This window comes from Klenkia terrae, from assembly GCF_037083865.1.
Classification (GTDB): Bacteria; Actinomycetota; Actinomycetes; order Mycobacteriales; family Geodermatophilaceae; genus Klenkia; species Klenkia terrae.
On sequence record NZ_JBAPLV010000002.1, the window covers coordinates 62,283 to 88,865 of the forward strand.

A 26,583-nucleotide genomic window follows, 5' to 3' on the forward strand; every position below is an offset into this window, starting at 1 on the left:
GGGGTGAGGAGTTGGCCGGAAGTCACCCGCCGGACATCTCGGCGGCCTAGCGTCCGGGGTGTCAGGGGAGCCCGACTCCCCGGACACGGGAGGCCCGGTTGGTCCGATGCGAGCTGTCGACCAGGGGGGCCGGTCCACGGCCTCTGCGCCGGGGCCCGGCCACCTTCGATGCGGGGCGCGTCCAGCGCCCTCCAGGAGTCGACTCGTGACCAACCGCCGCACGTACGTCCTCGACACCTCCGTCCTGCTGTCCGACCCGGGCGCGCTGGCCCGCTTCGGCGCGCACGACGTCGTCGTCCCCCTCGTGGTGATCGGCGAGCTGGAGGAGAAGCGGCACCACCCCGAACTGGGCTGGTTCGCCCGGCAGACCCTGCGGATGCTGGACGACCTGCGGGTGCAGCACGGCCGGCTGGACGCCCCGATCCCGATCGGCGACGAGGGCGGCACGCTGCACGTCGAGCTCAACCACTCCGACGCCTCGGTGCTGCCGGCCGGGTTCCGCAACGACAGCAACGACAGCCGGATCATGGTCGTCGCGCTGAACCTGCGGGCCGAGGGCCGGGACGTGTGCCTGGTGACCAAGGACGTCCCGCTGCGGGTCAAGGCGGCAGCGGTCGGCCTGGACACCGACGAGTACCGCGGCCTGGGGGCGGTGGACGCCGGCTGGACCGGGATGGCCGAGCTGTCGCTGACCGACGACGAGATCTCGGTGCTCTACGACGGGGGCACCCTGTTCGTGCCCGCGGCCGCCGAGCTGCCCACCCACACCGGGCTGGTCCTGCTCTCCTCCCGCGGCTCGGCGCTGGGCCGGGTGACCGCCGACAAGCACGTGAAGCTGGTGCGCGGGGACCGCGAGGCCTTCGGCCTGCACGGCCGCTCGGCCGAGCAGCGGATCGCGCTGGACCTGCTGCTGGACCCCGAGATCGGCATCGTCTCGATGGGCGGCCGGGCCGGGACCGGCAAGTCGGCGCTGGCGCTGTGCGCGGGGCTGGAGTCGGTGATGGAGCGGCGGGCGCACAAGAAGGTGGTCATCTTCCGGCCGCTGTACGCCGTCGGCGGCCAGGAGCTGGGCTACCTGCCCGGCTCCGAGGGCGAGAAGATGGCGCCCTGGGCGCAGGCGGTCTTCGACACCCTGGGTGCGCTGGTGAGCAGCGACGTGCTCACCGAGGTGCTGGCCCGCGGGCTGATCGAGGTGCTCCCGCTGACCCACATCCGCGGCCGCTCGCTGCACGACTCGTTCGTCATCGTCGACGAGGCGCAGTCGCTGGAGCGCGGCGTCCTGCTGACCGTGCTGTCCCGGCTGGGCACCAACTCCCGGGTGGTGCTCACCCACGACGTGGCGCAGCGGGACAACCTGCGGGTCGGTCGGCACGACGGCGTCACCGCGGTGATCGAGGCGCTCAAGGGCCACCCGCTCTTCGCCCACGTGACGCTGACCCGGTCCGAGCGCTCGCCGATCGCCGCGTTGGTCACCGAGATGCTCGAGGACATCCCCTTCTAGGGCAGCGTCCCGGCGTGGATCAGCTCAGCTGATCGACCGCCGTCCTGGCTCACCGGCGTCGGTGAGCCAGGACGGACTCTGCTGAACCCAGCTGATCCACGCCCGCGGGCCGGCGTCAGGCGTCGGCGGGTTCCTCGGCGGCCGGACGGCGGCGCCGGCGCCGCTGCGGTTCCGGCTTGGGCGCCGGGAAGACCGCGCGCAGCAGGCTGCTGGCCACCCACCCGGCCAGCAGGCACCAGGGCAACCGGTCGAGCACGTCGTCGGGGTCCAGCACGCCCGTCGCACCCAGCAGCAGGACCGGGACGGCGAAGAGCAGGGCTGCGCCGAGGACGTCCCAGCGCAGCGGGCTCATCGCCGCCCGGCCAGCCGCTCGCAGAGCAGAGCGGCCCAGCGGTGCGGGGTGGCCCGGGCGCCGTCGACGACGGCGACCGGCACGGGCAGGCCCTCGAGCAGCGCGGCCGGGTCGGGTGCGGAGTCGGTGTCGGTGACCACGACCGCGTCGACCCGGGGCAGGCCGGCCAGCCAGCTGCGCAGGGCGGCGGGCTTGCGGGTGGAGTCCAGGACGCCCCAGACGGCGGTGGCGTCCCATGCCTGCACCATCTGCGCCGCCCAGGCCCCGCCGGCGTCCCCGAGCGGGACGTCGACGGCGACCACGGTGGGCACGTCGGAGCCGGTCAGCAGCGCCCGGACCTCGGTGGCCGCGGCGGCACCGGAGATCTGGGCGTCGGCGGCGGCCAGCCCGGCCAGCGGGCCGCGCGTGCACCACAGCACCCGGGAGGGGTCCAGCCGCAGCGCGACGGCGAGGGCGCGGGCGGCGCCCAGCGCCTCGGCGCCGGGACCGACCACGACCAGGACGTCGCCCGGCTCGGACGGGATGGCCGGGGCGGCGGGCAGCGCCCGGCCCAGGGCCGAGGCGAGGGCGGCGAAGGTGCCCCGGCGGGAGGCCTCGGCGGCGAAGTCCGCGCCGAGCACCGACGGGGGGACCCCCAGGGCGGCGAGCCCGGCGGGTCCGCCCTCGGCCGGGCCGTCGGTGCCGCGGTTAAGGTGGGTGATGGTGGCCCAGCCCTGGCCGGCACCGCCGGCGTCGACGGCGTCCACGGCGTCCACCCGGGTGCCGCGCATCCGGGTGGAGGGGTGCGGCGGCAGCACCCGGGACCGGGTCGCCGACCCGGCCGGCACCGGCGGGCGCTGGCCGCGGACCCGGGGGGTCGCCGCGGGCAGGACGGCGCTCAGCGACGCCAGCACCGAGGTGGCGTCGGCGACCGGCGAGGGGTCGCTGGCCGTCCGGGCCAGCTCCGCGGCCATGCCGGCGGCCATCTCGTGGGCCATCTCCTGCACGAGCACGTCGGAGACCTCGGCGGCCTGCGCGGGCGCCTCGGCGAACTCGCTGTCGGCCACGGCCTGGAGCGACTCGATGAACCCCGAGGTCGCCTCGGCCGGGTCGTCCAGGGCGGTCAACCGGGCGGCCCCGACCACGGGCAGGTCGACCTGGGTGGGCGAGGTCCGGTGCCGGCCGGCCTCCTCGGCGCGGCGACGGCGGCCGGTGACGGCGCCCCCGGCCAGCGCCGCGGCCCGCAGGGCCTCCAGCGGGTCGGGCTGACCGGTCCGCGACGCACCGCGGGAGGCACCGAAGAGCACCTCGTCGTACCGGGACCCGGCCGAGTAGATCGGCCGGGGCTCGTCGACCACGGGGGCCGTGTCGTCCGCGGCTGCGGCGGTGACGGCCGGCTGGAGGCCGGTCGCGGTGCTGTGCCGCCCGCCGTCGGGCATGACCGACGGGACGGGCAGGGGACGGCGCACCGGGGTTCCCCACAGCGGGTCGATCTCGACGGGCGCGGGGACGTCGTCCTGCGCGGGGGCGTCGACACGGTGGACGGTGCCGGCCGCGCGGGCCCGCTCGGCCGCCTCCCGGCGCTCGGCCCGGGTCCGGCGCCGGCCGATCTCCGAGCTGTCGACCACGGCGGGGGAGGGCAGCTCGGTCGCGACCTGGGCGGCCTCGACCTCTGCGGCCTCGACCTCTGCGGCCTCGGCCTGCGCCGCCTCGCGGGCGGCCCGCTCGGCGGCGGCCCGCTCCTCCTCGACGGCAGCGCGCTGGGTGGCCGCGGCGCGCTCGGCGGCGGTCCGCTCGGCCCGCTCGGCGGCGAGGCGGTCCGCCTCGGCCTGGGCGGCGGCGCGGCGCTGGTCCTCCGCGCGCTGGGCGGCGGCCTTCTCGGCGGCGATGCGCAGGGCCGCGGCACGCTCGGTGGCGGCCTTCTCGGCCACGGCGCGGCGTGCCTCGGCGGCCGCGGTGCGCTCGGCCTCGGCGCGGGCGTCCTCGGCCGCGGCCTGCTCGGCGGCGACCCGGCGGGCCTCGGCGAGCTCGGACTGGATGCGGCGTGCCTCGGTCCGGGCGGCCTCGGCGGCGGCGGCCTGGGCAGCTGCCCGGCGGGCCTGGGCCTGCTCGGCGGCGACCCGTCGGACCTCGGCCTGGGCGGCCGCGCGCTCGGTCTCCATCCGCTCGGCCTCGATGCGCAGGGTCTCGAGCCGCTCGTCCTCGACGCGCTGGGCCTCGACGCGTAGGGCCTCGACCCGCTCGGCCTCGAGGCGCTCGGCCTCGTGCCGAGCGGTGTCGACGGGTGCCGAGGGCGGCACCGCGGGCAGGGTCCGGCGGGCCGGGGCGGCCTCGGCCAGCACCGGGAGGTCGGCGGCGGGCTGGTCGGCCGGCGGGGTCGCGGCGGCCAGCACGGACCGCAGACGGGCCGCGCGGTCACCGAGGGAGGGCTGAGCCGGCAGTGCCGACTGAGCCGGCTGCGCGGGGCGCTGGGCGGCCAGCTCGGCGTCGACGAAGTCGTCGAGCAGGTCGGGAGCCGGTCCCACCTCGGCGACCTGGCGCTCGGCCAGCTCCCCGGCGGCGCGGATGGCGGCCTCGCGGAGCTGGGCGGCCCCGGCGCGGGCCGCGGTCACCCGGGTCACCGCCGGTGCCGGCGGGCGCTGGGCGGCGGCCGGCATGCCGGCCCGGGGGGCGAGCTCGATGATGCTGGTGGCGTCCCACATCGGCTCCGGGGCAGCGGTGGGCGCAGCCACGGGCACCTCCGGCGTCGACGGCTCGGAGGCGGCCGGGCCGGGCCGGGCACTGCGACGGGCGGCCGCCCGGGCCCGGGCGGCCGCGCGTCGCTCCTCGGGGCTGCGCACCGGTGCTGCCGGTGCCTCCAGCGCCTCGGGGGCGGCGGTCAGCGCGGCGACCGCGACCGGCGGGGTGGTGCCGGCCCGGGCGGCGGCCACGGCCGCGGCCTCGGCGCGCTCGGCGGCGGCCCGCACCGCGGCGGCCCGGTCGTCCAGGGCACCGCCGTCCGTCCTCGACGCGACGTCGTGCTGCTCGGCGGCCACCCGCTGCTCCTCGTGCTCCTCGGCGTCGGCCACCGCGGCCTGCACCTCGTCGTCCTGGGTCACCACGCGCATCAGTGCCGCCGCGAACGGCGACGGCGGGGCCCCGCCGGCGTCGCTGTCGACCTCGGGCTCCACCGCCGGGTCGGCGGTCGGTCGCCCGGACCGGGAGGTCCGCTCCCACGCGGGGGCGGCGGGCTCGACCGGCTCCTCGGCGCGGCGGGTCGCCAGGGGACGACGCTCCGGCTGGGGAGCGGCCGGCGCCGGGGCGGGCTGCGGGGTGGAGGCCGGTCGGGCCTTGCCGGCCGGACGGGCCACCGACGTGGGGGAGTAGACCGCGACGTCGGAGCCGCCGGGGCCCAGCAGCTCGGCGAGCTCGTCGACCGGGTCGACCGGGGCCGGCGCAGCAGTGGCCGCGGTGCGCTGGGCACCGCGGACCTGCAGCGCGACCTCGAGCAGGTCGTCCACCGAGAGCCCGGACGACGGCCAGCCGTCGGTCTCGGCGGCGGGGGCGCCGGCGGTCCGGGGCAGCTCGGCGACCACCGTCGGGGTGGCGCTGCGGGCCGGGGCCACCTTGGGGCGGGCGGCCGCGACGGCCGGCTTTCCACCGGCGGGCTTGCCACCGGCCGGCTTGCCACCGGCGGGCTCGCCGCCGGTCACGGGGACGCGGGCGTCGTCCTCCCCGGCGCCGGGCAGCACGACGTCGGCGACGTACCGCTCCTGGCTGAAGAACCCGGCGACCCCGCCGCTGCGGATCCGGCGGACGCCGCGGATGCGGACACCCGGGCCGTACTCGGCACGGGCGGCCGCGATGGCCTCGTCACGGGTGTTCCCGGACGGCGCTTCAGGCGAGTGCGACGGCACCGTTCACCACTCCGATCGTCTCGATCTGGGCCGTACGGCTGACCTCGCCGTAGGAGATGACCGTGCAGCGGGCCACGACCTGGCGCATGAGCCGGGCCAGGGCCGGGCGGACCTGGGGGGAGCAGACCAGCAGGGCGGTGATGCCGAGCTTCTCGGCGTCGTCGAGCAGGTCGCTGGCGCCGCGGGCCAGGGCGTCGACCGCACCGGCGTCCAGGGCCAGGACCGCGCCCTGCTCGCCCTGGCGGACCGCGGACAGCAGGCGCTGCTCGAAGCCCGGGTCCAGGGTCATCACGTAGAGCTTCTCGTCCTCGGTGACGTAGGGCTGGCTGATCGCCGGGCCCAGCGCGCCGCGGGCGGCCTCGACCAGGCTGTCCAGGTCGGTGGCGCTCTTGGCCCGCAGCGACAGCGCCTCGAAGATCCGGACCAGGTCGCGGACGGAGACGCCCTCCTCGAGCAGGGCCTGCAGCACCTGCTGCACCTGCCCCAGGGTCAGGCCGGCCCCGGTGAGCTCCTCGACCACCACCGGGTGCGAGCGGCGCACCATCTCCATCAACAACTTGACGTCCTCCCGGCCCAGCAGCTGGGCGGCGTTCTGGCGCACGACCTCGGCCAGGTGCGTGGTGATGACCGACGAGCGGTCGACGACGGTCGCGCCGGCCATCTCGGCTTGGCGCTGCAGCTCGGCGGGCACCCACTTGGCGGCCAGCCCGAAGACCGGCTCGCGGGTCGGCTTGCCCGGCAGGCCCTCCAGGGAATCCCCGATGGCCAGCACGGTGCCCGCCGGCGACGTCCCCTTGGCGACCGGGACGCCGTTGAGCCACACCACGTACTGGGACGCGGGCAGGTCCAGGTTGTCGCGGGTGCGGACCAGGGGGATGACCAGGCCGGTGTCCATGGCGACCTTGCGGCGCAGCGCCTTCACCCGGTCCAGCAGGTCCCCGCCGCGGGCGGTGTCGACCAGCTCGACCAGGTCGAAGGCGACCTCGAGCTCCAGCGGGTCGACCCGCATCTTCTCGGCGATCGACTCCGGGGAGTCCGGGGAGGGCTCGTCAGCGGCCGGGGTGGGGTTCTCGTCCTCCACCGGGGGGTTCTCGTCCACCCGGGAGGCCAGGAAGAGGAACAGCGCGCCGGTGAGCAGGAACGGCAACTTGGGCAGGCCGGGGATCAGCCCGAGGCCGAGCAGCGCGCCGCCGGCGATCCGCAGCGGCTGCTTGGTACGGCCGAGCTGGGCGATCATGTCCGAGCCCAGGTCGCCGTCGGCGGCCGAGCGGGTGACCACGATGCCGGTGGCGGTCGAGAGCAGCAGGGCCGGGACCATCGAGGTCAGGCCGTCGCCGACGGCCAGCAGCGAGTAGGTGCTGACGGCGTCCCCGGCGCTCAGGCCGTTCTGCACCATGCCGATGACCAGGCCACCGACCAGGTTGACCAGCACGATGATGATCGCGGCGATGGCGTCGCCCTTGACGAACTTGCTGGCACCGTCCATCGAGCCGTAGAAGTCGGCCTCGGCGGTGACGTCGGCGCGGCGCCGGCGGGCCTGGGTCTCGGTGATCAGCCCGGCGTTCAGGTCGGCGTCGATGGCCATCTGCTTGCCGGGCATCGCGTCCAGGGTGAAGCGTGCGCCGACCTCGGCGACGCGCTCGGCGCCCTTGGTGATCACCACGAACTGGATGACGACCAGGATCAGGAAGATCACCAGGCCGACGACCAGCGAGCCGCCGATGACGAAGCTCCCGAAGGCCTCGATGACCGCGCCGGCGTAGCCGTCGGAGAGCACCAGCCGGGTGGAGGAGACGTTCAGCGCCAGCCGCAGCAGGGTGGCGATGAGGATCGCCGACGGGAAGACCGCGAAGTCCAGCGGGCGCTTGATCGACATCGCCACGAGCAGGATCAGCAGCGAGGCCGCGATGTTCAGCCCGATGAGCAGGTCCAGCAGCACCGCCGGCATCGGGACGACGAGCATCAGGACGATCATCACCACGCCGATCGGCACGGCAGCCTTCGTCCACTTCACGTGGTTGTTCATCGGCAGCCACGGGGGTCCCCGTGACCGCCCCGTCACGGGGGGAAGGCGTCAGACCCCGCCGACGCCGTCCACGCCGCCGGTGCCCCCGGTGGAGACCGGCTCGGCCCGGCGCCGGCCGGCGACCGGCAGCCCGGTGGTGTCCGGCGGGGTGAAGCCGGGCTGGTGGACACCGCCCGTGATGCCCTTGAAGCCCAGCTGCATGACGAAGGCCAGCACCCGGGCGACGGCGGTGAACAGCTGCGGCGGGATCTCCTGGCCGATGTCGCAGCTGCCGTGCAGCGCGCGGGCCAGCGGGATGTCCCGGACCTGGGGCACGCCGTGCTCGGCGGCCACCTCGCGCAGCCGGCGGGCCACCTCGCCGGATCCCTTGGCCACCACGCGGGGGGCGCCGAAGGAGGCGGAGTACTTCAGCGCGACGGCCACGTGGGTGGGGTTGGTGAGCAGCACGTCGGCGGTCTGCACGTCGGTCATCATGCGGTTGCGGGCCTGGGCGAGGGCAACCGCGCGGCGGTGGCCCTTGACGTGCGGGTCGCCCTCCTGCTGCTTGTTCTCCTGCTTGATCTCGTAGAGGCTCATCTTGAGCTTCTTCGTGCTCTGCATCTTCACGACCATGTAGTCGGCCACGGCGAGCACCAGGCCGGTCATGGCGGCCACCCGCAGCATCAGGAGCGCGGAGTCGGTGAAGACCGCGGCCACCGTGCCCAGCGGCATCGAGCCCGACGAGGCGACCAGGGACTTCGCGTCGTCGACGGTGAACATGATCGCCACGCCGATGGCGATGGTCTTGATCAGCGCCTTGACCGTCTCCCAGAGACCCTGGCCGCCGAACATGCGCTTGAGGCCGGGGAACGGGTTGAGCTTGGCGGCGGTCGGCTTCAGCGGCTTGCTGGCGAACACGACGCCGCCCTGCGCTGCCGAGGACAGCACGCCCACCACCATCACGCCGGCGGCCAGCGGCAGCGCAGCGGTGAGGAACGTGGACAGCGCCTGCCCGAGCAGCAGGTCGATCGAGGAGATCGCCGGCTGCCGGGCCACCTCCCCGATCTGCAGGAACAGCGCCTTCGCGCCGTCGTAGGAGCTGCCGACCATCGCCGGCAGCAGGAAGCTCGCCGCCACCGCGCCCAGCCAGGTGCCCAGCTCCTGCGTGCGCGGGATCTGGCCGTCCTTGCGCGCCTTCTTCAGGCGCTGCGGTGTCGGTTTCTCTGTCTTCTCACCGCCCGGACCGTCCTTGGCCACGGCGTCAGCCGGCCTCGAGGGCGAGCATCGCCCGGGTGGCGGTCTCCAGGAGGGAGTCCAGGGCGGTGGGCAGCAGCGGGAAGGTCAGACCCAGCATGACCATGGTCAGCATGATCTTGACCGGGAACCCCAGGGCGAAGATGTTCATCTGCGGCGAGGCCCGCGAGACCAGGCCGAGCGCGACGTCGGCCAGCAGCAGGACGGCGACCAGCGGGCCGGCGATCTGGACCGCGGCCAGGAACATGGTCGACATGGCGTGCACGACGGTCTCCCCGATCTGGTCGCCGGGCAGCACGGCGCCCAGCGGGAGCCCCTCGTAGGAGGTGAACAGGCCCCGGACCAGCATCAGGTGCCCGCCGCTGGTGAACAGCAGCGCGGTGGCCAGCAGGTTCTGCAACCGGCCGATCGTGGACGTGGTGCTCATCGACAGCGGGTCGTAGGCCGGCTGCAGGGAGAAGCCACCGGTGACGTCCAGGATGTCGCCGGCCAGCTGGACGGCGCTGAAGAACAGCTGGACGACGAAGCCCAGCGCCACCCCGATGACCACCTCGGTCAGCGCGGTGACCACCAGGTAACCCGTGGACAGGTCGCCGAGCTGGGCCTCGACCTGGGTCAGCACCACCAGCGCCAGGGCGACCGACATTGCGCCCTTGACCGGTGCGGGGATCGCCTTGGAGTTGAACGGCGGGGCCACCAGCACGAACCCGGCGGTGCGGGCGGTGGCCAGCAGCAGGGCCGCGAGCGTGGCCTCGGGGATGTCGAGGTCCACGCGGTCAGCTCCGGCCGAGCAGCGCCGGCAGGGTCTCGAAGAGGTGCTGGGTGAACGAGACCAGCTCCGACAGCACCCAGTTGCCGGTCAGCACCAGCGCGACCGCGACCGCGACGAGCTTGGGCACGAAGGAGAGGGTCTGCTCCTGGATCTGGGTCGCCGCCTGGAACAGCGAGATCGCGAAGCCGACCAGCAGCGCGGTCAGCAGGATCGGGGCGGAGACCTTCGCCGCCACGATCATCGTCTGCACCGCGAGGTCGGTGATCTGGGCGTCGCTCACTACCCGTAGCTCCCGTAGGAGCCCACCAGCGCGGTGGTGATGAGCGCCCAGCCGTCGACGACGACGAACAGCAGCAGCTTGAACGGCAGCGACACGATCACCGGCGGCACCATCATCATGCCCATCGCCATCAGCGCGGCGCTGACCAGCATGTCGAGCACCAGGAACGGGATGAAGACGACCAGCCCGATGATGAAGGCGCTCTTGAGCTCGCTGAGCACGAACGCCGGGACGAGGGTCAGCATCGTCACCGACGAGGGGTCGGCGGGCATGGTCTCGCCCGACAGCCCGACCATGAGCTTGAGCTCGTCCCCGCGGGTGTTGGCCAGCAGGAAGTCCTTGAGCGGTTCGACCCCGACGTCGTAGGCCTGGCCGACCGACAGCTGCCCGTCCAGGTAGGGCTGGATGGCGAGGTTGTTGATGTCGGCGATCACCGGGCCCATCACGAACAGCGTGAGGAAGAACGCCAGCCCGGTGAGCACCTGGTTGGGCGGGGAGTTCTGCAGACCCAGTGCGTTGCGGGTCAGCGACAGCACCACGACGATCTTGGTGAACGAGGTCACCAGCAGCAGCAGCGACGGGGCGATCGACAGCACCGTGATCGCCAGGATCAGGGTGATCGCGCTGGAGGGGCTGTTGCCGCCGATGTTGATGTCCAGCCCGCCGGTGGGGACGGTCGGGGCCACCGGCGCCGTGGGCGCCGTGGGGTCGTCCACCGCGAGGGCGGCGGAGGCCAGCAGGACCAGGAGGGTCGCGCCCGCGGCGGTGACCACCCCCACCCGGGTGGTCCAACGGCCGGCGCGCTCCGTGAGGAGCGCAGGCATCAGCGGCGCACCGTCTTCTCGCGCAGGCCCTCGACGACCTGGGTCCACGCGGCGCGGTCGAACACCGACCCGGCCACCAGACCGCTGCCGTGCCGGGTGACCGAGGGGGCCTTCCGGGGGCGCCGGGCACCGGGGACACCGGGGAGGCGGGGGAGCGCGATCTGCGTGGTGGGGGCGTCGTCGTCGGACGCTTCCAGCACGGCGACCGGACGGCGGGCGGTCAGCGCGGCCCGGCGGGCGGCGGACTGCGCGATGCGCTCCTCCTCGGCCTCGGCGAGCATCTCCTCGACGACCTCGCCGTCCATCTCGGCCAGCAGCGTCACGTGCTCCTCGGTGGTGCCGACCACCAGCACGCGGTCGGCGACCCGGAGCACGGCGACCGTGCTGCTCCGGCCCATCCGCTGGCGGGCGACGACCTCGATCAGCGAGCTGCCACCGCCCAGGCCGCGCTTCTTGGCCACCCGGGCGGCGAACCACAGGACGCCGGCGACGAAGGCCAGCGTCAGGATCAGCCGGATGATCATCCAGGTCATGCCGACGCCTGGCCCAGCTCGGCGGCCGCGGCGTCGGTGACCACCTCGGTGATCCGCAGCCCGAACTCCTCGTCGACCACGACCACCTCCCCGCGGGCGATCAGCGTGCCGTTGACGAGCAGGTCGGCCGGCGCGCTGGCCGCGCGGTCGAGCTCGACGATCTCGCCGGGGTAGAGCGAGAGCAGTTCCTGCACGGTCATCCGGGTGCGGCCGATCTCGACCGTCACCTCCATGGCCACGTTGCGCAGCAGCTCCAGGCTGCCGCGCTGCGTCCCGGCGCTGGGCCGGGGCAGGGTGACCTGCAGGGCGAGGGTGGCCTGGTGCTCGCCGCCGGCCAGCAGCGGGACGGCGAGGAACACGCCCTTGTCGCGCAGCCCGTCGAGGGCCGCCTCGGGCTCCTCCATCCGCTCGCTGGTGACCGTGACCCGGCCCAGCACGGCGGCCGCGGCCTCCAGGGCGGGTCGCATGGCCGCGGCGACGTCGAGCTTGCCGACCGGGGAGTTGGCCAGCGCCTCGACGACGGAGCCGGCGACGACGAGCACGACGTCCCCGCTGACCTCGCCGGACAGCCGGGCGGTGATGGCCGCGGGGGAGTCCCCGGGCAGCGGTGCGATGTCCGGGTCGTCGACCGGGGACCCGCAGGTCAGCGGAGAGGTCGAGGGCAGCAGTGCCCCGGCGGCCTGGGCGGCCGAGACCACGGCGGTGGAGATGGTGGCGGCGTCGTCGGTGCTCACTGAGGGTCCCTCGCAGTGCTGGTGTGTCCGGCTGGGGTGGCGACGATCTCGGCGGCCAGCCGACGGCGGTGGTTGCTGGCGACGGCGTGGGCGAAGACGACGTCGTTGGTGGTGACCTCGAGGGGGCTGTCCCGGGGGTGCCGGAGCAGGAGGACGTCGCCGACGGCGAGGCTGAGCAGGTCGGCGCTGGGCACCTTGATCGGCCGGAAGCGGGCGTTGACCTCGACCGGCACGGCGCCCAGGCGCTCGGACAGCGCTTCGGTGGCCTGCTTGCGCTCGCGCAGTGCCTGCGCGGACAGCTGCGGGGAGGTCGCGTCGTGCAGCGCGGTGGCGAACGGGGCGAACGGGATCATGATCGTCGCCTCGGTCTCGCGGTCCCCGAGGGTCAGGGTGAACGAGCTGACGACGACGGTCTCGCTGCCGACGGCGAGCTGGACCAGCTGCGGCTGGTACTCGAAGCCCTCGAGGCCGAAGTCGACCCGGATGACCGGCCGCAGGGCCAGGGCGAGCTCGTGCAGCACCCGCTCGACCGGGTAGCGGGTGAGGCGGGTCTCCATGCCCGTCATGGGGCGCTGGGGCTGGTCGGCGGCGCCGGACCCACCCAGCAGCTGGTCGATCATCGCCATCGCGACGTCCAGCGACCAGGTCATCAGCCCCCGGCCCTGGAGCGGCTCGAAGCTGATCACCGACATGAACACCGGGTTGTCCAGGTGCGCGATGTAGTCGTCGTAGGCGAACTGGTCGATGCCGCCGAGCTCCACCTTGACCTCGGTGCGCAGCACCTGGGTGAGGTTGTTGGCGGTCTGCCGGGCGAAGGACTCCAGCAGGTTCTGCAGCACCCGGACGTGGTCGCGGGAGAGCTTGGTGGGCCGCCGGAAGTCGTAGCTCCGGGGCTCGCCGCGACGCCGCCTGGACGCCAGCAACGCCGCCCCGCGGGGTGCGGGAGCGGCGTCGGCGAGGGTCACGAACCCTTCATCGGCGGTCAGGGTGGGGACCCTGACCGCCGCAGGCGTTACTGCGTCACGTACTCCGTGTAGTAGATGCCCATGACCAGGTCACCGGCCTCCTCGGTGTTGTAGGCCTCCTCGATCCGCTGCTCGAGCTCGGCCTTCATCGCGTCGCGGTTGCCGGTCACGTCCGTGGGCTGGGCCTCGGAGAACATGTCGATGATGATGTCGGTGGCCCGCGAGCCGTCGGGGGCCTCCTCGCCGGCCTCCTCGGTCAGCTGCAGGCTGACCCCGATCTTCAGGTAGCCCGCGCCGGCCAGGTTGACCGTCACCGAGTCCAGCGGGAGGACGATGCCGGCCACCGGGGCGGGCTCGGCCTCCTCGCCGGAGCCGGAGAAGACGAAGAAGTAGAGCCCGGCGCCGATCGCGAGCAGCGCGACGACGGCGATGATGATCAGCTTGAGCTTGCCGCCCTTCGCCACCTCCCCGTCCTCGGCGACGTCCTTGGCGCCCTTGGACTTCTTGCCCTTGGTGTCGGCGGCCGCGACCGGCCGCTCCTTCGTGGGTGCGGTCACGGGGTGCTCTCCTGGGTTCCGGCGGTGGGTGCGGTGGTGGACGGGGCGGCTGCCTGGGAGGCGAGCCCGGGGAGGAGGGAGCTGGCCTCGGCGGAGGCGGTGGAGAGGACGACGACGTCCACCCGGCGGTTGACCGACACCGAGGCCGGGTCGGCGTCGGGCAGCAGGGGGCGGGTGGCGGCGAAGCCGGCCGCCTGCATCCGGTTCTGGTCCAGCCCGTCGGTCTCGATCAGGTACCGCAGCACGGTGGTGGCGCGGGCCGTCGAGAGCTCCCAGTTGGAGGGGTACCGGCCACCGGGGGTGACCGGCAGGGAGTTGGTGTGCCCCTCGACCTTGAGGTCGTTGGGCAGCGCGGCCAGGGTCGGGGCGAGCGCGTCGAGCACGGCCTTGCCCTCCCCGCGCAGGTCGGCCTGCTCGGCGCCGAAGAGCACCTGGTCGGCCACGATGTGCACGACCAGCCCGTCCTCGGTGATCTGGAAGGTCGCGGCCTGGGCGTCACCGGCGGCGGTGAGCGCGGCGGTGATCGCGGCCTGGGCCGCGGCGAGCTGGTCGAACTGGGCCTGGGCCTCGGCCTGGGTCTGCGCCGACTGCGCGGCCGCCGCGGCGGCGTCCGCCGTGGCCTGGGTCTCCGGGTCGACGGTCTGCGTGGGGTCGGTCCGGTTGTCGATCTGCATCGGGGAGTTGAGCTCGTCGAGCACGCTGGGCTGGGTGGTGACCGAGCCGTCGTCCAGGATCGAGGTGGGTGCACCGAAGCTGGTGGACAGGCCCTCGGCGAACGCGGCGAACTTGAGCTGGTCGACCTGGCTGATGGAGTACAGGACGATGAAGACCGCGGTCAGCAGGGTCATCATGTCGGCGAAGGACACCAGCCACCGTTCGTGGTTCTCGTGCTCCTCCTCCTCGTGCTCCTCGTGCCGACGCCGGCCCTTCTTGCCGGTGTCGTGCCCGCTCATGCGGCGGCCTTGGCCATGGCGGCCGCCTCGCTGGGCGGCACGAGGGAGGTGAGCTTCTGCCGGACGGTGCGCGGGCTGGTGCCGGCCTGGATCTCCGAGATGCCCTCGACGAGCAGCTTCATCTGGGCAGCCTGCAGGTCGCTGGTGCGCACGATCTTGGCACCGGCGGGCAGCCACAGGACGTTGGCCGACAGCACACCCCAGAGCGTGGCGACGAAGGCGGCGGCGATCAGTTCCCCGAGCTTGTCGGGCTGGTTGAGGTTCTCCAGCACGTGGATGAGCCCGATGACCGTGCCGATGATGCCGATGGTGGGTGCATAGCCGCCCATGGCGGTGAAGAACTTGGCCGCTACCTTGTCCTCGGCCTTCTTGGCCGAGATCTCGGCCTCGAGCACGGTGCGGAGGTCCTCGGGGTCGGTGCCGTCGACGGCCATCTGCAGACCGCGCTGCAGGAAGGGGTCCTGGATCTCCTTGATCGGGCCCTCCAGGGCCAGCAGGCCCTCCTTGCGGGCCTTCTCGGCGAGGGTGACCAGGATCTGGATCTTCTCGGCGGCGGGCGGGACGGCGGCGGGCATGAAGCCCTGCTTCATCCAGCCGCCGATCTTCTTGACGTCGGGCATCGTCAAGCCGGCCACGGCTGCGCCGAACGTGCCCGCGAAGACCAGGATGATCGGCGGGAGCAGGAGGATGGCCAGGGGGGACGAGCCCTCCATGATCATCGAGGCCAGGATGGCGACCAGCGCGATGCCGACGCCGATCAGGGTTGCCGGATCCATGTCAGCGCTCCTCGCGGTGGGGGAAGGGCAGGACGGCGTGGTCGCCGTCCCCGGTGGGGTCGCAGTCGGTGTCGTCGGGGACGACGGTGACCAGCGGGCGGGGGTGGGTGCCGCGGTCCATGGCGTAGGCGGTGGCCAGCACGTCGGCCCGGCAGTCGCGGATGGCGACCAGGACCTCCTGCAGGCTCTCGCGGACCAGGAAGCGGACGTTGTCGTTGAGCGAGATGACGGTGTCGGGGTGTGCCTCGACCCGCTCGATCAGATCGGGGTTGAGCGCGAAGGGCTCCCCGTTCAGGCGGGTCAGGCAGATCACCGGTTGCTCCGAGTCGTCGTCGTGGGTGGCGCAGTGGTGTTGTCGGCGCGTCCGACCGATCTCTGAAGCGGGACGGCCCGGTCACCCCTTCGGGATGACCGGGCCGTCTACGTGCTGGACGCCGGTCAGCGCTTGAGGTTGACCAGGTCCTGCAGCAGCTCGTCCGAGGCCGTGATGACCTTGCTGTTCGCCTGGAAGCCTCGCTGGGCGATGATCAGCCCGGTGAACTCCTCGGAGAGGTCCACGTTGCTCATCTCCAGGGCGCCGGAGGTGAGCGTGCCCAGCGACCCGGTGCCGGCCGCGCCGATGAGCGCGACGCCGGAGTTGTCGCCGATGGCGTAGCTGGTGTTGCCCATGTTGATCAGGCCGGACGGGTTGTCGAAGGTGGCCAGCGCCAGCTTGCCGATCGCCCGTCGCTCGTTGTTGGTGTAGACGCCGGTGATCGTCCCGTCCTCGGCGAGCGCGAAGCTCGAGAGGCTGCCGGCGGTGAAGCCGTCCTGGTCGACTGCCGAGATCGCCGTCCCGGCGGCTTGAGCGGTAACCTGGCCGAAGTCGAAGGTGACACCGGCCGCGTTGCCCCAGCCGGGGATCGTCATCTTGTTGCCGGCCGTGGTTCCGGCGCTCAGGTTGGAGAACGTGGGAACCCCGCCGGCAGTGAACGCGACGTCGGCGGTGACCGGCGTCGGCGTGGTCGTCCCGTCTTCGTTGGCGATCTTGAGGGTCCACGTGCTGTTGCCGTTGGTGTTGTTGACGGTCTTCTGGGTCCACGTCAGGTTGAGCCGCTGCTCGACACCGGCCGCGTTGTAGACGGTGGCCTTGGCGACCCGGACGTTGGTGTCCGCGCCGTTGACGGCGGCGGCATCGATCATCACGTTTCGGCTCATGGTGACCGAGGTCGTCGCACGGGGCGGCAATGCGGCGCCGTACTGCACCTGCAGGTCCTCCAGGGTGCCGCCGGTGTCGATCTTGCCGGCCGCGTCGGCCATCCATCCCTGCACCCGGTTGCCGTCGGCGGTGATCAGCTTGCCGGCGCCGTCGAAGGTGAAGGAACCGGCGCGGGTGTAGAGCTGCTGCCCCTGGTTCTCGGTGACGAAGAACCCGTCGCCCTGGATCATGAAGTCCAGCGCGCGGCCGGTGTTCTGGGTCTTGCCCTGCCCGAAGTCGGTGGTGATCGCGGCGAGCTTCACGCCGAGGCCGACCTGGGCCGGGTTGGTGCCGCCCTCGGTGGCGTCCGGGCCGCGGCCGCTGCGCAGCACCTGGGTGAGGGTGGTCTCGAAGACGGTGTTCTGGGTCTTGAACCCGACGGTGTTCACGTTCGCGATGTTGTTCGCGACGGTGTCCATCTTGGTCTGGTGGGCGCGCAGGCCGGAGATGGCCGAGAACATGGAACGCAGCACGGGGACTCCTGGGTCGGGGAGGGCGGGTCGGGGAGGTCAGGCGGTGAACGCGGTGATGCGGCCGACCGGGATGGACTGACCGCCGATCACGGCGGTGGCCTCGGTGGAGTCGGTCGCGAGGATCACGGAGGCGACCGCGCCGGTCCGGGCGACGCCGTCCTCGCCCAGGTAGGTGGCGGTCTTGCCGACCAGGGCGCCGGCGCTCGAGGCCCGCTGCATGGCGAGCATCGAGGCGTTCTGGTCGGTCAGCTTCTGCAGCGCCTCCACCTGGGAGTAGGTGGCCGTCTGGGTCACGAACGCGCTGGAGTCGGTCGGGGCCGACGGGTCCTGGTACTTCATCTGGGCGACCAGGAGCTTGAGGAAGGTGTCCTTGTCCATCCCGGTGCCGCCGACGGAGGTGCTGGCCGCGCTCTGCGCGCCCGCGAGGGAGGTCACGCTCCCGGTGCTGCCGACGACGGCCATGGCTTCTCCTCCTCAGACGCGGACGTCGACGCCGGGTGACGCCGCTCCGCCGCGGTTGGTGCGGGTGGTACTGGTGGTGCTGCTGTCCTCATCGGCAGTCGCGGTCCCGGTCGGTACCTGTCCCCACCGGGTGGTGGGCGCCGACCGCTGGTCACCGGCCTGCGACCAGCCCGAGCCGGCCTGGCCACCCTGGCCGGTCGAGACCTGGGCGTCGGTCAGCGTGAGCCCGGCCGCGGCCAGGTCCCGGCGCAGCTCGGGGATCGCGTCGGCGAGCACACCGCGGCTGCCGTCCTGGCCGGCGGACATGGCCAGCGAGACCTGGTCCCCGGTCACCGTGAGCTGCAGGTGCACCTCGCCGAGGGACTCCGGGGCCAGCACGATCGTCACCGAGTGCGACCCCCCGTCGCTGGCCAGGGCCAGCAGCTGCGGGGTCAGCTGGGCGGCGACCGGTGGGTCGGCGGGGGCCGGCCCCGGGGTGGCGGGGGTGGCGGCCGTCGCGGCGACGGTCGCGGGCACCGGCGGGGTGGTCACGCCGACGGGGGCGCCGGCGTCGGCCCGGGTCTCGACCGCGGGAGCCGCGGTCAAGAGGTCGACCTGCTCGGGCGCGGGCCGGTCACCCACGGCCGGTGCGGCGGCGAGGCCTGCGGTGCCCGGGGTCACCGCGGCTGCGTCGACGTCGCCGTCACCGTTCGCCGGTCCCCGGTCTCCCGGCGGCTGGGCGGCGGGGAGGCCCTGGCCCGGGAGCAGAGCCACGGGGGAGTCCGCCGCGGGGTCGGGGGCCGCCGGGACCGGCGCACCGTCGACCGGTGCCGCTGCGGGGCCGGCGACCTCGGGCGCGGGGTCGCCGGAGGTCGGGATCCCGGGGAGGGGCCGGCCGGTGGTGGGCAGACCGGTGGCCGCGGTGACCGCTGCGGCCGGTCCGATGGAGGTGACGACGCCGGTGGTGACCGTCGTGCCGGTGGTGGGCAGAGCGGCGTCGGCAGTCGCCGGGCCGGTGGTGACGGTCGGCGCGGGAGGCGGCGGACCGGCGGCGCGCAGCGCGGCGGCCGGCGAGGCGGTGGGCGGAGCGGTGCTGAGCGGCGTGGTGGTGAGCGGCGTGGTGCCGAGCGGCACGGCCGTGGGCGGCAGGGCTGCCTCCGGTGCTGCCGGGACGCCGACGGCTGCGTCGGCCGAGCCGCTGGTGGGCGCAGCGGGGAGGGCCGCACCGGCGGCCACCTGCTGCTGCGCTGCGGGCACCGGCGCGCCGCCGGCCACCACGGGGGTGGCGTCCAGGGACGGGAACCCGGCGGTCGACGTCGCCGTCCCGTCGCCCGGGAGCGTCGGGAAAGGCACCGCCGCACCCGACGGGAGCACCGTGGCCGGGACGGCGGCGAGGCCTGCGGTCGGGGTGGCCTCGACGACCGGGGCCGGCGTGGCGGTCACCGACGGCTGCACGGCGAGCAGGAACCAGGCCGGGGGGACCAGCGTGGGCGCGGCAGCCGTGTCGGGGGTGGCGGCGTCGTCCGGGTCCCCGGCGGACGCATCGGGCCGGGCGTCGGCGTCGCCGGCGGGACCGCGCTGCGCGGTGACCTCGCCCTGCAGGAGACCGGCGAAGGCGGCGCCGGACGCGGGGTCGCCCACGGGCGCCGACCCGGTCGGGCCGGCCGTGACCGGCGCGGTGGACGGGCCGAGGGCGGCGGTCATGCGTACGCCGCCGCGGCCGCGGTGACCTTGCGGACGTAGTTCTGCGTCTCCGGGTAGGGCGGGATGCCGCCGGCCGAGGCGACCGCGCCGGGCCCGGCGTTGTAGGCGGCCAGCGCCAGGTCGGTGGAGCCGAAGCGGGCGGTGAGCTGGCTGAGGTACTTGGCCGCGCCGTCGATGGCGGAGGCGGGGTCCATCGGGCGGACGCCGAGGCCGGCGGCGGTGGCCGGCATGAACTGCATGAGGCCCTGGGCGCCGGCGGGGCTGACCGCGGTGGAGTCGAAGCCGGACTCCACCTTGGCCACCCCGGCGAGCAGGGAGGCCGGGACGTCGTACTTCGCGGCGGCCGCGGTGAACAGGTCGCTGTAGGGCACCCCGGACAGCGCCGAGGGACTCGCGGTCGGTGCGGCCGGTGCGGCGGTCGGCAGCACACGACGGATGACGGTGGGGGTGCCGACGTCCTGCACCTTGACGACGTCACCCTCCTGCGGCGAGGAGATCATCTTTCCGTTCCCCAGGTAGACGCCCACGTGGTCGATGCCGGGGCGGGACGAGGTGTAGTCGAAGAACACGAGGTCGCCGGGACGGGCGTCGGCCAGGCTGGGGACGGCGGTGCCCGCGGTCGCCTGCTGGCTCGACGTCCGGGGGATGGTGATGCCCACGTCGGCGAAGACCCGCTGGGTGAACCCGGAGCAGTCCAGGCCCTTCGTCGGGTCGGTCCCGCCCCAGAGGTAGGGCACCCCGAGGTAGTTGGTGGCCGCGTCCACGACCGCGGTCTCGGCGGTGGGCCCGGCGGCGGTGCTGCTGGTGCCCGTGGTGGCGGTCGCCGCGGTAGGGCCGGTCAGCCCGGCGGCCGACGCCGCGGACAGCCAGGCGGCGTTGGGTCCACCGGCGGCGAAGGAGGCCATGCGGCTCTGGATCTCGGCGATCCGGTTCTGGACCGCGGTCAGTCCCTCCACGTGCCCTCCTCTCCGTCGGTGCGGGGTCGGTACCGCCCGGTGACGATGTCGTCGACCGCGCGCTCCTCGGCCGCCAGCTCCGCGCGGACGGTCGCCAGGCGGTGCCGCTCGGCCAGCCGCTCCAGGGCCTTGGTGGCCTGGGCCGCGGACGTCCAGGCGGCGCGCACCGCCGCGGCCTGCTCGGCGGTGGCCCGGGCGGTCGCCCGTGCACCCACCTCATCGGCGGCCAGGGCGGACAACCCGACCATGGTCGCCACGAAGGCGGCGCCGTCCAGGTGCTGGGGAACCGCCGCGGTGCCCAGCGCGCGGGCGACGTCGGCGGCCTGCTGCTCGTGCCGGGCCGCCGCGCGGGCGGCCTCGGCGGCCGCGACCCCCGCGGCGCGCTCCTGGGCGCGCCGCAGCTCGAGCACCGACTGCAGGCGGAACGAGGAGCTGCGGCTCACGTGCCCGACACGATGCGGTGCAGCTGGGCCCAGGCCTCGTCGGGCGAGGTGCTGTCCTCCACGGACTGGCGCAGGAAGCCGGTGAGCTGGGGCTCCAGCACGCGGGCGCGGTCCACGAGCGGGTCGCTGCCGGCGGTGTACGCGCCGATCTCGATGAGCTCGCGGGCGTCCCGCAGGGCGCCGAGCAGCCGGCGTGCCTCGCGGGCGTCGGCCATCCGGTGCGGAGGGGTCACCGCGGAGGCGACGCGCGAGATCGACTCCAGCACGTCGATCGCCGGGAAGTGCCCGGCGGTCGCCATCTGCCGGGTGAGCACGACGTGGCCGTCCAGGATCGACCGGGCGGTGTCGGCGATCGGCTCGTTGTGGTCGTCGCCCTCGACCAGCACGGTGTACAGCCCGGTGATGGAGCCGACCGTGCCGGTGCCCGCCTTCTCCAGCAGCTTGGGCATCATCGCGAAGACGCTGGGCGGGTACCCGCGGGTGGCCGGGGGCTCCCCGGCGGACAGGCCGACCTCGCGCTGGGCCATGGCGGTGCGGGTGATCGAGTCCATCAGCAGCAGGACGTCGCGGCCGGAGTCACGGAAGTCCTCGGCGATCCGGGTGGCCACGAACGCGGCGCGCAACCGCACCAGCGGCGGCTCGTCGGAGGTGGCCACCACCACCACGGTGTTGGCCATGCCCTCGGCGCCGAGGTTCTCCTCCAGGAACTCCCGGACCTCGCGGCCACGCTCGCCGATCAGCCCGATGACCCGGACGTCGGCGTCGGTGCCCCGGGTGATCTGGGCCAGCAGCGTGGACTTGCCGACGCCGGACCCGGCGAAGATGCCCAGCCGCTGCCCGCGCCCGGCCGGGACCAGGGTGTCCAGGGCGCGGACGCCGAAGGACAGCGGGTCCTGCACGCGGGTGCGGGTGAGCGCGTGCGGGGTCTGGGTGGCCAGGTCGACCCAGCGGGCCCGGCCGGCCAGCGGGGGACCGCCGTCCACCGGTCGGCCCAGCCCGTCGAGCACCCGGCCGAGGAGGGCCTCGCCGACCGGCACCTGCAGGGGGGCGCCGGTGGGGCGCACCCGGGAGCCGACGTGCACCCCGGCGACCTCGCCGAGGGGCATGCAGGTCAACCGGTCGCGGTGCAGCGCGACGACCTCCGCGCGCAGCGGCTCGGTCCGGGCCGCGGGGTCGCCGCCGATCTCCACGATGTCGCCCACCGCGGCGGTGACGCCCTCGACGGAGATGGTCAGGCCCATGGCGCCGGTGACCGTGCCGGTGCACAGCGGACGGGCCGCGGTGCGGGCGCGGGCGACGACGTCGGCGACGCTCACGAGCGCAGCACCTCGGTGACCCGCGCGAGCGCCGGGCCCAGCTGGGCGTCCACCCGGCAGACGCCGGTCTCGGCGACGGCCCCGGCCGGCTCGACCCGGGGGTCGGCCAGCAGGCGGACCGACGCCGGCAGGCCGGCCAGGACGGGCGCCGGGATGCGCTGCAGGTCGTCGGGGTTCAGCCGCACCACGGTCGGTCCGTCCTCGGGGCTCAGCGCCAGGGCGCGGTGGAGGGCGTCGGTGCCGGGCTGCGCGCTGACCGCGAGCTCCCGGGCGAACACCTCCTCGACCAGGGTCAGGGTGGCGCCGAGCACGAGCTGGTCGAAGGTCTCGCCGCCCAGCGGGGGCGCGGCGTCGACCTGGGCGCAGGCCGCGGTGAGCGCGGCGACGGTCGAGGCGATCCGGGCCTCCCAGCGCTGCTGGGTCTGCGCCAGCCGCTGCGCCGCCTCGGCCTCGACCCGGGCGACCGCGTCCGCGGCGACGGCCAGCCCCTCGGCGTGCCCGGCGGCCCACCCGTCGGTCCGGGCCTGCTCGCGCAGCCGGTGCAGCTCGTCGGCGTAGACGTCCTCCAGCCGCGGCGCGGGCACGTCGCCGGCCCGCCGGCCGATCCGCGCACCGCTGCGCCGCTCGGCGACGTGCGGCACGGCGACCGAGGCCTCGCCGGCCCGCAGGACCGCCGACGACCCGTCGGGGTCGGTGCGGGACAGCACGGGCCGCTCCACCGGCGGCGGCAGGACGCGGCCCGGCCGGCCCGGTCCCGCGGTGCGGTCCCAGGCCACGGCGCGGGCGGTGGACTCCCCGCGCAGCACGGCTCCCTCAGGCGATGAGATCGTCGTCACCCCCTCTGTCGATCGTGATCTGACCGGACTCCTCCATGGTGCGGAGGACCGCGACCACCCGGGCCTGCGCCTCGCCGACGGCGGCTGCGCGGACCGGGCCGAGCAGCTCGATCTCGTCCTGCAGGTCGAGCGCGGCGCGCTCGGAGAGGTTGCGCATGACCTTGTCGCGGACGTCGTCCCGCACGCCCTTGAGCGCGGAGGCCAGGTCGGCGGCGGCGACCTCCCGCAGCACCAGCTGCATGGAGCGGTCGTCGACGACGACGATGTCCTCGAAGAGGAACATCTGCGAGCGCACGCGCTCGGCGAGGTCCGGGTCGGTGGTGGCCAGCGACTCCAGGATCGACTTCTCGGTCGGCCGGGAGGCGCGGTTGATGATCTCGACCAGGGTCTCGACGCCGCCCGCGGAGGTCAGCTCGGCGCTGGCCAGCAGGGAGCCCATGCGACGGCTGATCTCGTCCTCGACCAGACGGACCACCTCGGGGGAGGTGCGGTCCATCATGGCGATCCGCAGCGCCACGTCGGCCTGCCGCTCGGGCAGCAGCCGGCTCATCAGCTCCGCGGCCTGCGCGGCCGGCAGGTGCGCGAGCACCAGCGCGATGATCTGCGGGTGCTCCTCCCGGAGGAAGGACAGGAGCTGCCGGGTGTCGGCGTTGCGGAGGCTGGTGAACGGCGGGTCGACGTAGATGGTCTGCAGCCGGCCGAGGACGGCCTCGGCCTCGGCGTCGCCCAGGCCGGCGGTGAGGGCCTGGCGCGCGAAGTCGATGCCGCCCGCGCCCAGCGCCGGCGGGTTGATCATCCGCTCGTGGAACTCGTACAGCACGTCCTGGACGTCGTCGGGGGCGACGTCCTTGAGCCGCATGAGCTCGCCGGTGAGCGCGTCGATCTCGTCCGGGGTGAGCTGGGCCATGACGGCGCCGGCCTCCTCGCGGGACATCTGGGCGAGGAAGAGCGCGGCCTTGCGCAGGCCGGACATGTCGCGCCGGGGCAGGCGGACGGGAGCCCGGTCGGGGTCGCCCCCGGGCTCCAGGCCCACCATCTGCTCGACGCTGACCAGGCTCATGTGCGGCTCTCGGCCAGCCAACCGCGCAGGGTGGAGGCCACCTGGTCGGGCTGAGCCTCGATCATGGTGGTGATCTCACCGCGCAGCCGCTGCCGCTCGAGGGCCTCGATCGCGTCCGAGGTCCGCAGGTCGTGACGGGCGTCCCGGGTGCTGGGGATCTGGAGGGCGTCGACGTCGTCCAGGTCGGCGTCGTACTCCTCGTAGTCGTCCAGGTCGCCCTTCTTCTTGCGGTTGCGCAGCCACACCAGGACGACGAGGAGCAGCAGGCCGCCCACGATCGCGCCGGTCTTGGCCAGCGACCACATCCGCTCGCTGGCCGCTGCCGCGTCGGCGGCGGCGAGACCGGCCTGGGCGGCCTCCGCGGCGCTGGTGTTGAAGGCCATGGAGGCGACGGTGATCTGGTCGCCGCGGGCCGGGTCGAGCGAGACGGCCTGGCTGACCAGGTCCTGGATGGTCCCGTTGGGGACGGCGCTGCCGTCGGCCGAGTTGACGGCCACGGCCACGGTGAGCCGCTCGACCTGTCCCGGGGCCGCGATGGTGTTCGTGACCTCGGTGTTGACCGGGTTGTTGGTGGTGGTGTTGTCCTTGTTGTAGGACCCGTCCCCGCCGCCGGTGGTCGCACCGGTGGTGCCGTCGGTGCCCAGGACGCCGGCCGCGCCGCCGCCGGACCCGGTGTAGGTCTCGGTCTGGCTGGACTCCGACAACGCCGGGATCTCGGTGGGGTAGGTGTAGGTCGTCGCGGTGCTCTGGCTCTGGTCGAAGTTCATCGTCGCGGCGACGGTGACGATCGCGTTGCCCGCGCCGAGCACCTGGTCCAGCAGCCGCTGCGCGTTGGCCTGCAGGGTGGTCTGGAAGGTGGCGGTGTCGTCGGCCTGGCTACCGGTGCTGGCCCCGCCGGTCCCGGCGGACAGCTGCGTGCCGTTCTGGTCGGTGACCGTGACCCCGGAGGGCTGCATCCCGCTGATGCTGCTGGAGACCAGGTTGACCACCGAGGTCACCTGCTCGCCCGACAGCTCGGTGCCCGGGGTCAGCTCCAGGAGGACGGCCGCGGTCGGGTCGCTGGTGTCGGTCACGAAGACCTCGTCCTTGGGCATCGCGATGTGCACCGAGGCGGTCTTCACCCCGTTGATCGACTCGAGGGTGTTGTTGAGCTCGCCCTCGAGCGCCCGCTGGTAGGTGGTCTGCTGCTCGAACTCGCTGGTGGTGATGCCCTGCTCGTCGAGCAGCGCGTACCCGCTGTCGCTGCCGGCGCTGGGCGTGAGGCCCTTGCCGGCGATGGCCAGGCGCAGGCTGTAGACCTGCTCCTTGGGCACCAGGATCGTGTCGGCGCCCTGCAGCTCGTAGGTCACGCCCTCGGCGGTGAGCTCCTCGGTGATCGCTGCGGCGTCGGTCGAGGACAGGTTGGAGAACAGCGGCTCGTAGGTCGGCGTGGTCACCCAGCGCACGAAGAAGAAGGAGCCGAGGGCGAGACCGAGCACCAGGACGCCGGCGAGCGCCTTCTGCTGGAAGGTCATCGTGGCCAGCGTGGTGCGCACCCGGTCGAGCTGACCGGCCAGGGCTGCGGGCATCAGACCGGCATCCGCATGATGTCGTTGAAGGCCTCCACGGCCTTGTTCTTGATGGTCACGACGGCGGTCGTGGCGAGCTTGGCCTCGTTGGCCGCGATCATGTAGTCGTGCACGTTCTGCAGGTCACCGGTGGCGGCCTGCTTCGCGTAGGTGTCCGCGGTGCCCTGCAGACCCTGCAGCTGCCCGATGGACTGGGTCAGGATGTCGGCGAAGGAGCTGCCGTCGGCCGTCGTCGGGACCTGGGTCGCCGCGGTGCCCGTGGTGCCGGTGGACCCGATGGACCCGAGGCCGCTGGTGAGCATGCCGCTGATGTCCGAGGGCGGCACGCTGTTGCTGGCGCCGTTGTTGTAGTAGCCGGAGGTGACACCGGTTCCGTACCCGGTGGTCATCGCGAGCGGGCTGAGGGTCACAGGTTCTTCCCGAGGGAGAGGGCCGCGTTGTAGGCGTCGGTGGCACGCGAGATCGCGCTGATGTTGGCCTGGTAACCGCGCTGGGCGATGAGCAGGTTGGTCATCTGGGTGCCGAGGTCGATGTCGGGCATCCGGACGTAGCCGCCCTCGTCGGCGAGCGGGTTGTCGGGGGAGTAGACGAGCTTGCCCTCGCTGCTGCCGAAGGCCGCACCGGCCACTCGCACCCCGCCGGTGCCCGAGCCGTAGTCCACGGCCTGGGCGACGATGAACCGCTCCTTGAACGCCTCCTGGTCGGGGGCGGCGGCGGTGTTGATGTTGGCGATGTTGTCCGAGACCGCGTCCAGGTACTTGCGGTGCAGCGTCATGCCCGACCCCGCGATGCGGAGGGCGTCGAAAGCACTCACTGGGTCCTCATCGCCGAGCTCAGCAGGTCGTACTTGCCGTTGAGGGCCTGGAGGGCCAGCTGGTAGCGCAGGCCGGTCTCGGTCGCGATGACGGTCTCGGAGTCCAGGTCGACGTTGTTGCCGTCGGTCCGGGTCGCCGCCAGGGACCGGCTGACCGAGCCTCCCGTGATCGCGGGGGTGTCGCCGTCGGCGACCTGGGTGCGGAGGGAGGACTCGAAGTCCGTCCGGCCGGCCAGGAACCCGGGGGTGTTGATGTTGGCGATGTTGTCGTTGCTGACCCGCTGGCGCTGGGCGAGCCCGGTCAGGGCCGCGTGCAGCGTGGTCATGGTGGTGTCGGAGATGCCGATCACCGGA

27 protein-coding genes are annotated in these 26,583 nt (G+C 74.0%); 1 reads left to right on the forward strand and 26 read right to left on the reverse strand.

Annotation, left to right across the window (positions count from 1 at the left end; all coding sequences use genetic code 11):
* Positions 1-205: 205 nt before the first annotated feature.
* Entirely contained in the window at positions 206-1,501 is a 1,296-nt protein-coding gene (locus UXQ13_RS02310) for a PhoH family protein (protein ID WP_225232835.1), read from the forward strand.
* Between the two features lie 115 nt (positions 1,502-1,616).
* Here UXQ13_RS02310 and UXQ13_RS02315 read toward each other — a convergent pair whose 3' ends face one another.
* From UXQ13_RS02315 to flgB, 26 genes are all read right to left on the reverse strand, one after another.
* A complete protein-coding gene (locus tag UXQ13_RS02315; RefSeq protein ID WP_225232834.1) occupies positions 1,617-1,853 on the reverse strand; it encodes a hypothetical protein in 237 nt (78 codons plus the stop codon).
* Positions 1,850-5,728: a hypothetical protein gene (locus tag UXQ13_RS02320; protein WP_336391750.1), complete on the reverse strand. Its 3,879-nt coding sequence runs from the start codon at positions 5,726-5,728 to the stop codon at positions 1,850-1,852. Before UXQ13_RS02320 ends, UXQ13_RS02315 begins: the two co-directional genes overlap by 4 nt.
* On the reverse strand, positions 5,709-7,754 hold the full coding sequence (gene flhA / locus UXQ13_RS02325; RefSeq protein WP_225232832.1) for a flagellar biosynthesis protein FlhA: 2,046 nt from the start codon (positions 7,752-7,754) through the stop codon (positions 5,709-5,711). Before flhA ends, UXQ13_RS02320 begins: the two co-directional genes overlap by 20 nt.
* A 48-nt stretch (positions 7,755-7,802) precedes the next feature.
* Positions 7,803-8,990, reverse strand: a complete 1,188-nt coding sequence (locus tag UXQ13_RS02330) for an EscU/YscU/HrcU family type III secretion system export apparatus switch protein (protein ID WP_225232831.1) — start codon at positions 8,988-8,990, stop codon at positions 7,803-7,805.
* Positions 8,991-8,994: 4 nt separating this feature from the next.
* Complete coding sequence (fliR, locus tag UXQ13_RS02335; RefSeq protein WP_225232830.1) at positions 8,995-9,759, reverse strand: flagellar biosynthetic protein FliR; 765 nt, start codon at positions 9,757-9,759, stop codon at positions 8,995-8,997.
* 4 nt (positions 9,760-9,763) lie between these two features.
* Positions 9,764-10,039, reverse strand: a complete 276-nt coding sequence (gene fliQ / locus UXQ13_RS02340) for a flagellar biosynthesis protein FliQ (protein ID WP_225232829.1) — start codon at positions 10,037-10,039, stop codon at positions 9,764-9,766.
* Positions 10,039-10,863 (reverse strand): flagellar type III secretion system pore protein FliP, encoded by an 825-nt coding sequence (gene fliP / locus UXQ13_RS02345; RefSeq protein ID WP_225232828.1) that lies wholly within the window; start codon positions 10,861-10,863, stop codon positions 10,039-10,041. The genes fliQ and fliP overlap by 1 nt, the downstream gene beginning before the upstream one ends.
* A complete protein-coding gene (locus UXQ13_RS02350) occupies positions 10,863-11,396 on the reverse strand; it encodes a FliO/MopB family protein (protein ID WP_225232827.1) in 534 nt (177 codons plus the stop codon). The genes fliP and UXQ13_RS02350 overlap by 1 nt, the downstream gene beginning before the upstream one ends.
* The gene (gene fliN / locus UXQ13_RS02355; protein ID WP_225232826.1) at positions 11,393-12,130 is read right to left on the reverse strand and encodes a flagellar motor switch protein FliN; all 738 of its coding nucleotides are present in this window, start codon (positions 12,128-12,130) and stop codon (positions 11,393-11,395) included. Before fliN ends, UXQ13_RS02350 begins: the two co-directional genes overlap by 4 nt.
* The gene (locus UXQ13_RS02360; RefSeq protein WP_225232825.1) at positions 12,127-13,095 is read right to left on the reverse strand and encodes a flagellar motor switch protein FliM; all 969 of its coding nucleotides are present in this window, start codon (positions 13,093-13,095) and stop codon (positions 12,127-12,129) included. The genes fliN and UXQ13_RS02360 overlap by 4 nt, the downstream gene beginning before the upstream one ends.
* Before the next feature lie 47 nt (positions 13,096-13,142).
* Positions 13,143-13,652 carry a flagellar basal body-associated FliL family protein gene (locus UXQ13_RS02365; RefSeq protein ID WP_225232824.1) on the reverse strand — a complete coding sequence of 170 codons (510 nt, stop codon included), beginning with the start codon at positions 13,650-13,652 and terminating at the stop codon, positions 13,143-13,145.
* Complete coding sequence (locus UXQ13_RS02370) at positions 13,649-14,605, reverse strand: OmpA/MotB family protein (RefSeq protein ID WP_336391751.1); 957 nt, start codon at positions 14,603-14,605, stop codon at positions 13,649-13,651. The genes UXQ13_RS02365 and UXQ13_RS02370 overlap by 4 nt, the downstream gene beginning before the upstream one ends.
* On the reverse strand, positions 14,602-15,381 hold the full coding sequence (locus UXQ13_RS02375) for a motility protein A (protein ID WP_225232822.1): 780 nt from the start codon (positions 15,379-15,381) through the stop codon (positions 14,602-14,604). Before UXQ13_RS02375 ends, UXQ13_RS02370 begins: the two co-directional genes overlap by 4 nt.
* Before the next feature lies 1 nt (position 15,382).
* Positions 15,383-15,694, reverse strand: a complete 312-nt coding sequence (locus UXQ13_RS02380; RefSeq protein WP_225232821.1) for a flagellar FlbD family protein — start codon at positions 15,692-15,694, stop codon at positions 15,383-15,385.
* Positions 15,695-15,819: 125 nt separating this feature from the next.
* On the reverse strand, positions 15,820-17,091 hold the full coding sequence (locus UXQ13_RS02385; RefSeq protein WP_336391752.1) for a flagellar hook protein FlgE: 1,272 nt from the start codon (positions 17,089-17,091) through the stop codon (positions 15,820-15,822).
* Between the two features lie 36 nt (positions 17,092-17,127).
* Positions 17,128-17,553 (reverse strand): flagellar hook assembly protein FlgD, encoded by a 426-nt coding sequence (locus UXQ13_RS02390; protein WP_336391753.1) that lies wholly within the window; start codon positions 17,551-17,553, stop codon positions 17,128-17,130.
* Between the two features lie 12 nt (positions 17,554-17,565).
* Positions 17,566-19,236, reverse strand: coding sequence for a flagellar hook-length control protein FliK (locus UXQ13_RS02395; protein ID WP_336391754.1), 1,671 nt, complete (start codon positions 19,234-19,236; stop codon positions 17,566-17,568).
* Positions 19,233-20,192 (reverse strand): NlpC/P60 family protein, encoded by a 960-nt coding sequence (locus tag UXQ13_RS02400; protein ID WP_263639358.1) that lies wholly within the window; start codon positions 20,190-20,192, stop codon positions 19,233-19,235. The genes UXQ13_RS02395 and UXQ13_RS02400 overlap by 4 nt, the downstream gene beginning before the upstream one ends.
* Positions 20,180-20,635, reverse strand: a complete 456-nt coding sequence (locus tag UXQ13_RS02405) for a flagellar export protein FliJ (RefSeq protein WP_225232819.1) — start codon at positions 20,633-20,635, stop codon at positions 20,180-20,182. The genes UXQ13_RS02400 and UXQ13_RS02405 overlap by 13 nt, the downstream gene beginning before the upstream one ends.
* Positions 20,632-21,951 (reverse strand): FliI/YscN family ATPase, encoded by a 1,320-nt coding sequence (locus UXQ13_RS02410; RefSeq protein WP_225232818.1) that lies wholly within the window; start codon positions 21,949-21,951, stop codon positions 20,632-20,634. The genes UXQ13_RS02405 and UXQ13_RS02410 overlap by 4 nt, the downstream gene beginning before the upstream one ends.
* Positions 21,948-22,787, reverse strand: a complete 840-nt coding sequence (locus UXQ13_RS02415) for a FliH/SctL family protein (RefSeq protein WP_336391755.1) — start codon at positions 22,785-22,787, stop codon at positions 21,948-21,950. The genes UXQ13_RS02410 and UXQ13_RS02415 overlap by 4 nt, the downstream gene beginning before the upstream one ends.
* Positions 22,765-23,847 carry a flagellar motor switch protein FliG gene (fliG, locus tag UXQ13_RS02420; protein ID WP_225232816.1) on the reverse strand — a complete coding sequence of 361 codons (1,083 nt, stop codon included), beginning with the start codon at positions 23,845-23,847 and terminating at the stop codon, positions 22,765-22,767. Before fliG ends, UXQ13_RS02415 begins: the two co-directional genes overlap by 23 nt.
* A complete protein-coding gene (gene fliF, locus UXQ13_RS02425) occupies positions 23,844-25,415 on the reverse strand; it encodes a flagellar basal-body MS-ring/collar protein FliF (protein ID WP_225232815.1) in 1,572 nt (523 codons plus the stop codon). Before fliF ends, fliG begins: the two co-directional genes overlap by 4 nt.
* The gene (fliE, locus tag UXQ13_RS02430) at positions 25,415-25,825 is read right to left on the reverse strand and encodes a flagellar hook-basal body complex protein FliE (protein ID WP_225232814.1); all 411 of its coding nucleotides are present in this window, start codon (positions 25,823-25,825) and stop codon (positions 25,415-25,417) included. The genes fliF and fliE overlap by 1 nt, the downstream gene beginning before the upstream one ends.
* Entirely contained in the window at positions 25,822-26,229 is a 408-nt protein-coding gene (locus UXQ13_RS02435) for a flagellar basal body rod protein FlgC (RefSeq protein ID WP_225232813.1), read from the reverse strand. The genes fliE and UXQ13_RS02435 overlap by 4 nt, the downstream gene beginning before the upstream one ends.
* A complete protein-coding gene (flgB, locus tag UXQ13_RS02440; protein ID WP_336391756.1) occupies positions 26,226-26,579 on the reverse strand; it encodes a flagellar basal body rod protein FlgB in 354 nt (117 codons plus the stop codon). The genes UXQ13_RS02435 and flgB overlap by 4 nt, the downstream gene beginning before the upstream one ends.
* Between the last annotated feature and the right edge of the window lie 4 nt (positions 26,580-26,583).

What these genes read in the sequence shown, in the direction of transcription:
- flhA (WP_225232832.1), bottom strand. Translation starts at nt 7,754, where the DNA reads ATGAACAACCACGTGAAGTGGACGAAGGCTGCCGTGCCGATCGGCGTG.
- UXQ13_RS02315 (WP_225232834.1), bottom strand. Translation starts at nt 1,853, where the DNA reads ATGAGCCCGCTGCGCTGGGACGTCCTCGGCGCAGCCCTGCTCTTCGCC.
- UXQ13_RS02395 (WP_336391754.1), bottom strand. Translation starts at nt 19,236, where the DNA reads ATGACCGCCGCCCTCGGCCCGTCCACCGCGCCGGTCACGGCCGGCCCG.
- UXQ13_RS02370 (WP_336391751.1), bottom strand. Translation starts at nt 14,605, where the DNA reads ATGAGCGGGCACGACACCGGCAAGAAGGGCCGGCGTCGGCACGAGGAG.
- fliP (WP_225232828.1), bottom strand. Translation starts at nt 10,863, where the DNA reads ATGCCTGCGCTCCTCACGGAGCGCGCCGGCCGTTGGACCACCCGGGTG.
- fliF (WP_225232815.1), bottom strand. Translation starts at nt 25,415, where the DNA reads ATGCCCGCAGCCCTGGCCGGTCAGCTCGACCGGGTGCGCACCACGCTG.
- UXQ13_RS02375 (WP_225232822.1), bottom strand. Translation starts at nt 15,381, where the DNA reads ATGGATCCGGCAACCCTGATCGGCGTCGGCATCGCGCTGGTCGCCATC.
- UXQ13_RS02350 (WP_225232827.1), bottom strand. Translation starts at nt 11,396, where the DNA reads ATGACCTGGATGATCATCCGGCTGATCCTGACGCTGGCCTTCGTCGCC.
- UXQ13_RS02390 (WP_336391753.1), bottom strand. Translation starts at nt 17,553, where the DNA reads ATGGCCGTCGTCGGCAGCACCGGGAGCGTGACCTCCCTCGCGGGCGCG.
- fliG (WP_225232816.1), bottom strand. Translation starts at nt 23,847, where the DNA reads ATGAGCCTGGTCAGCGTCGAGCAGATGGTGGGCCTGGAGCCCGGGGGC.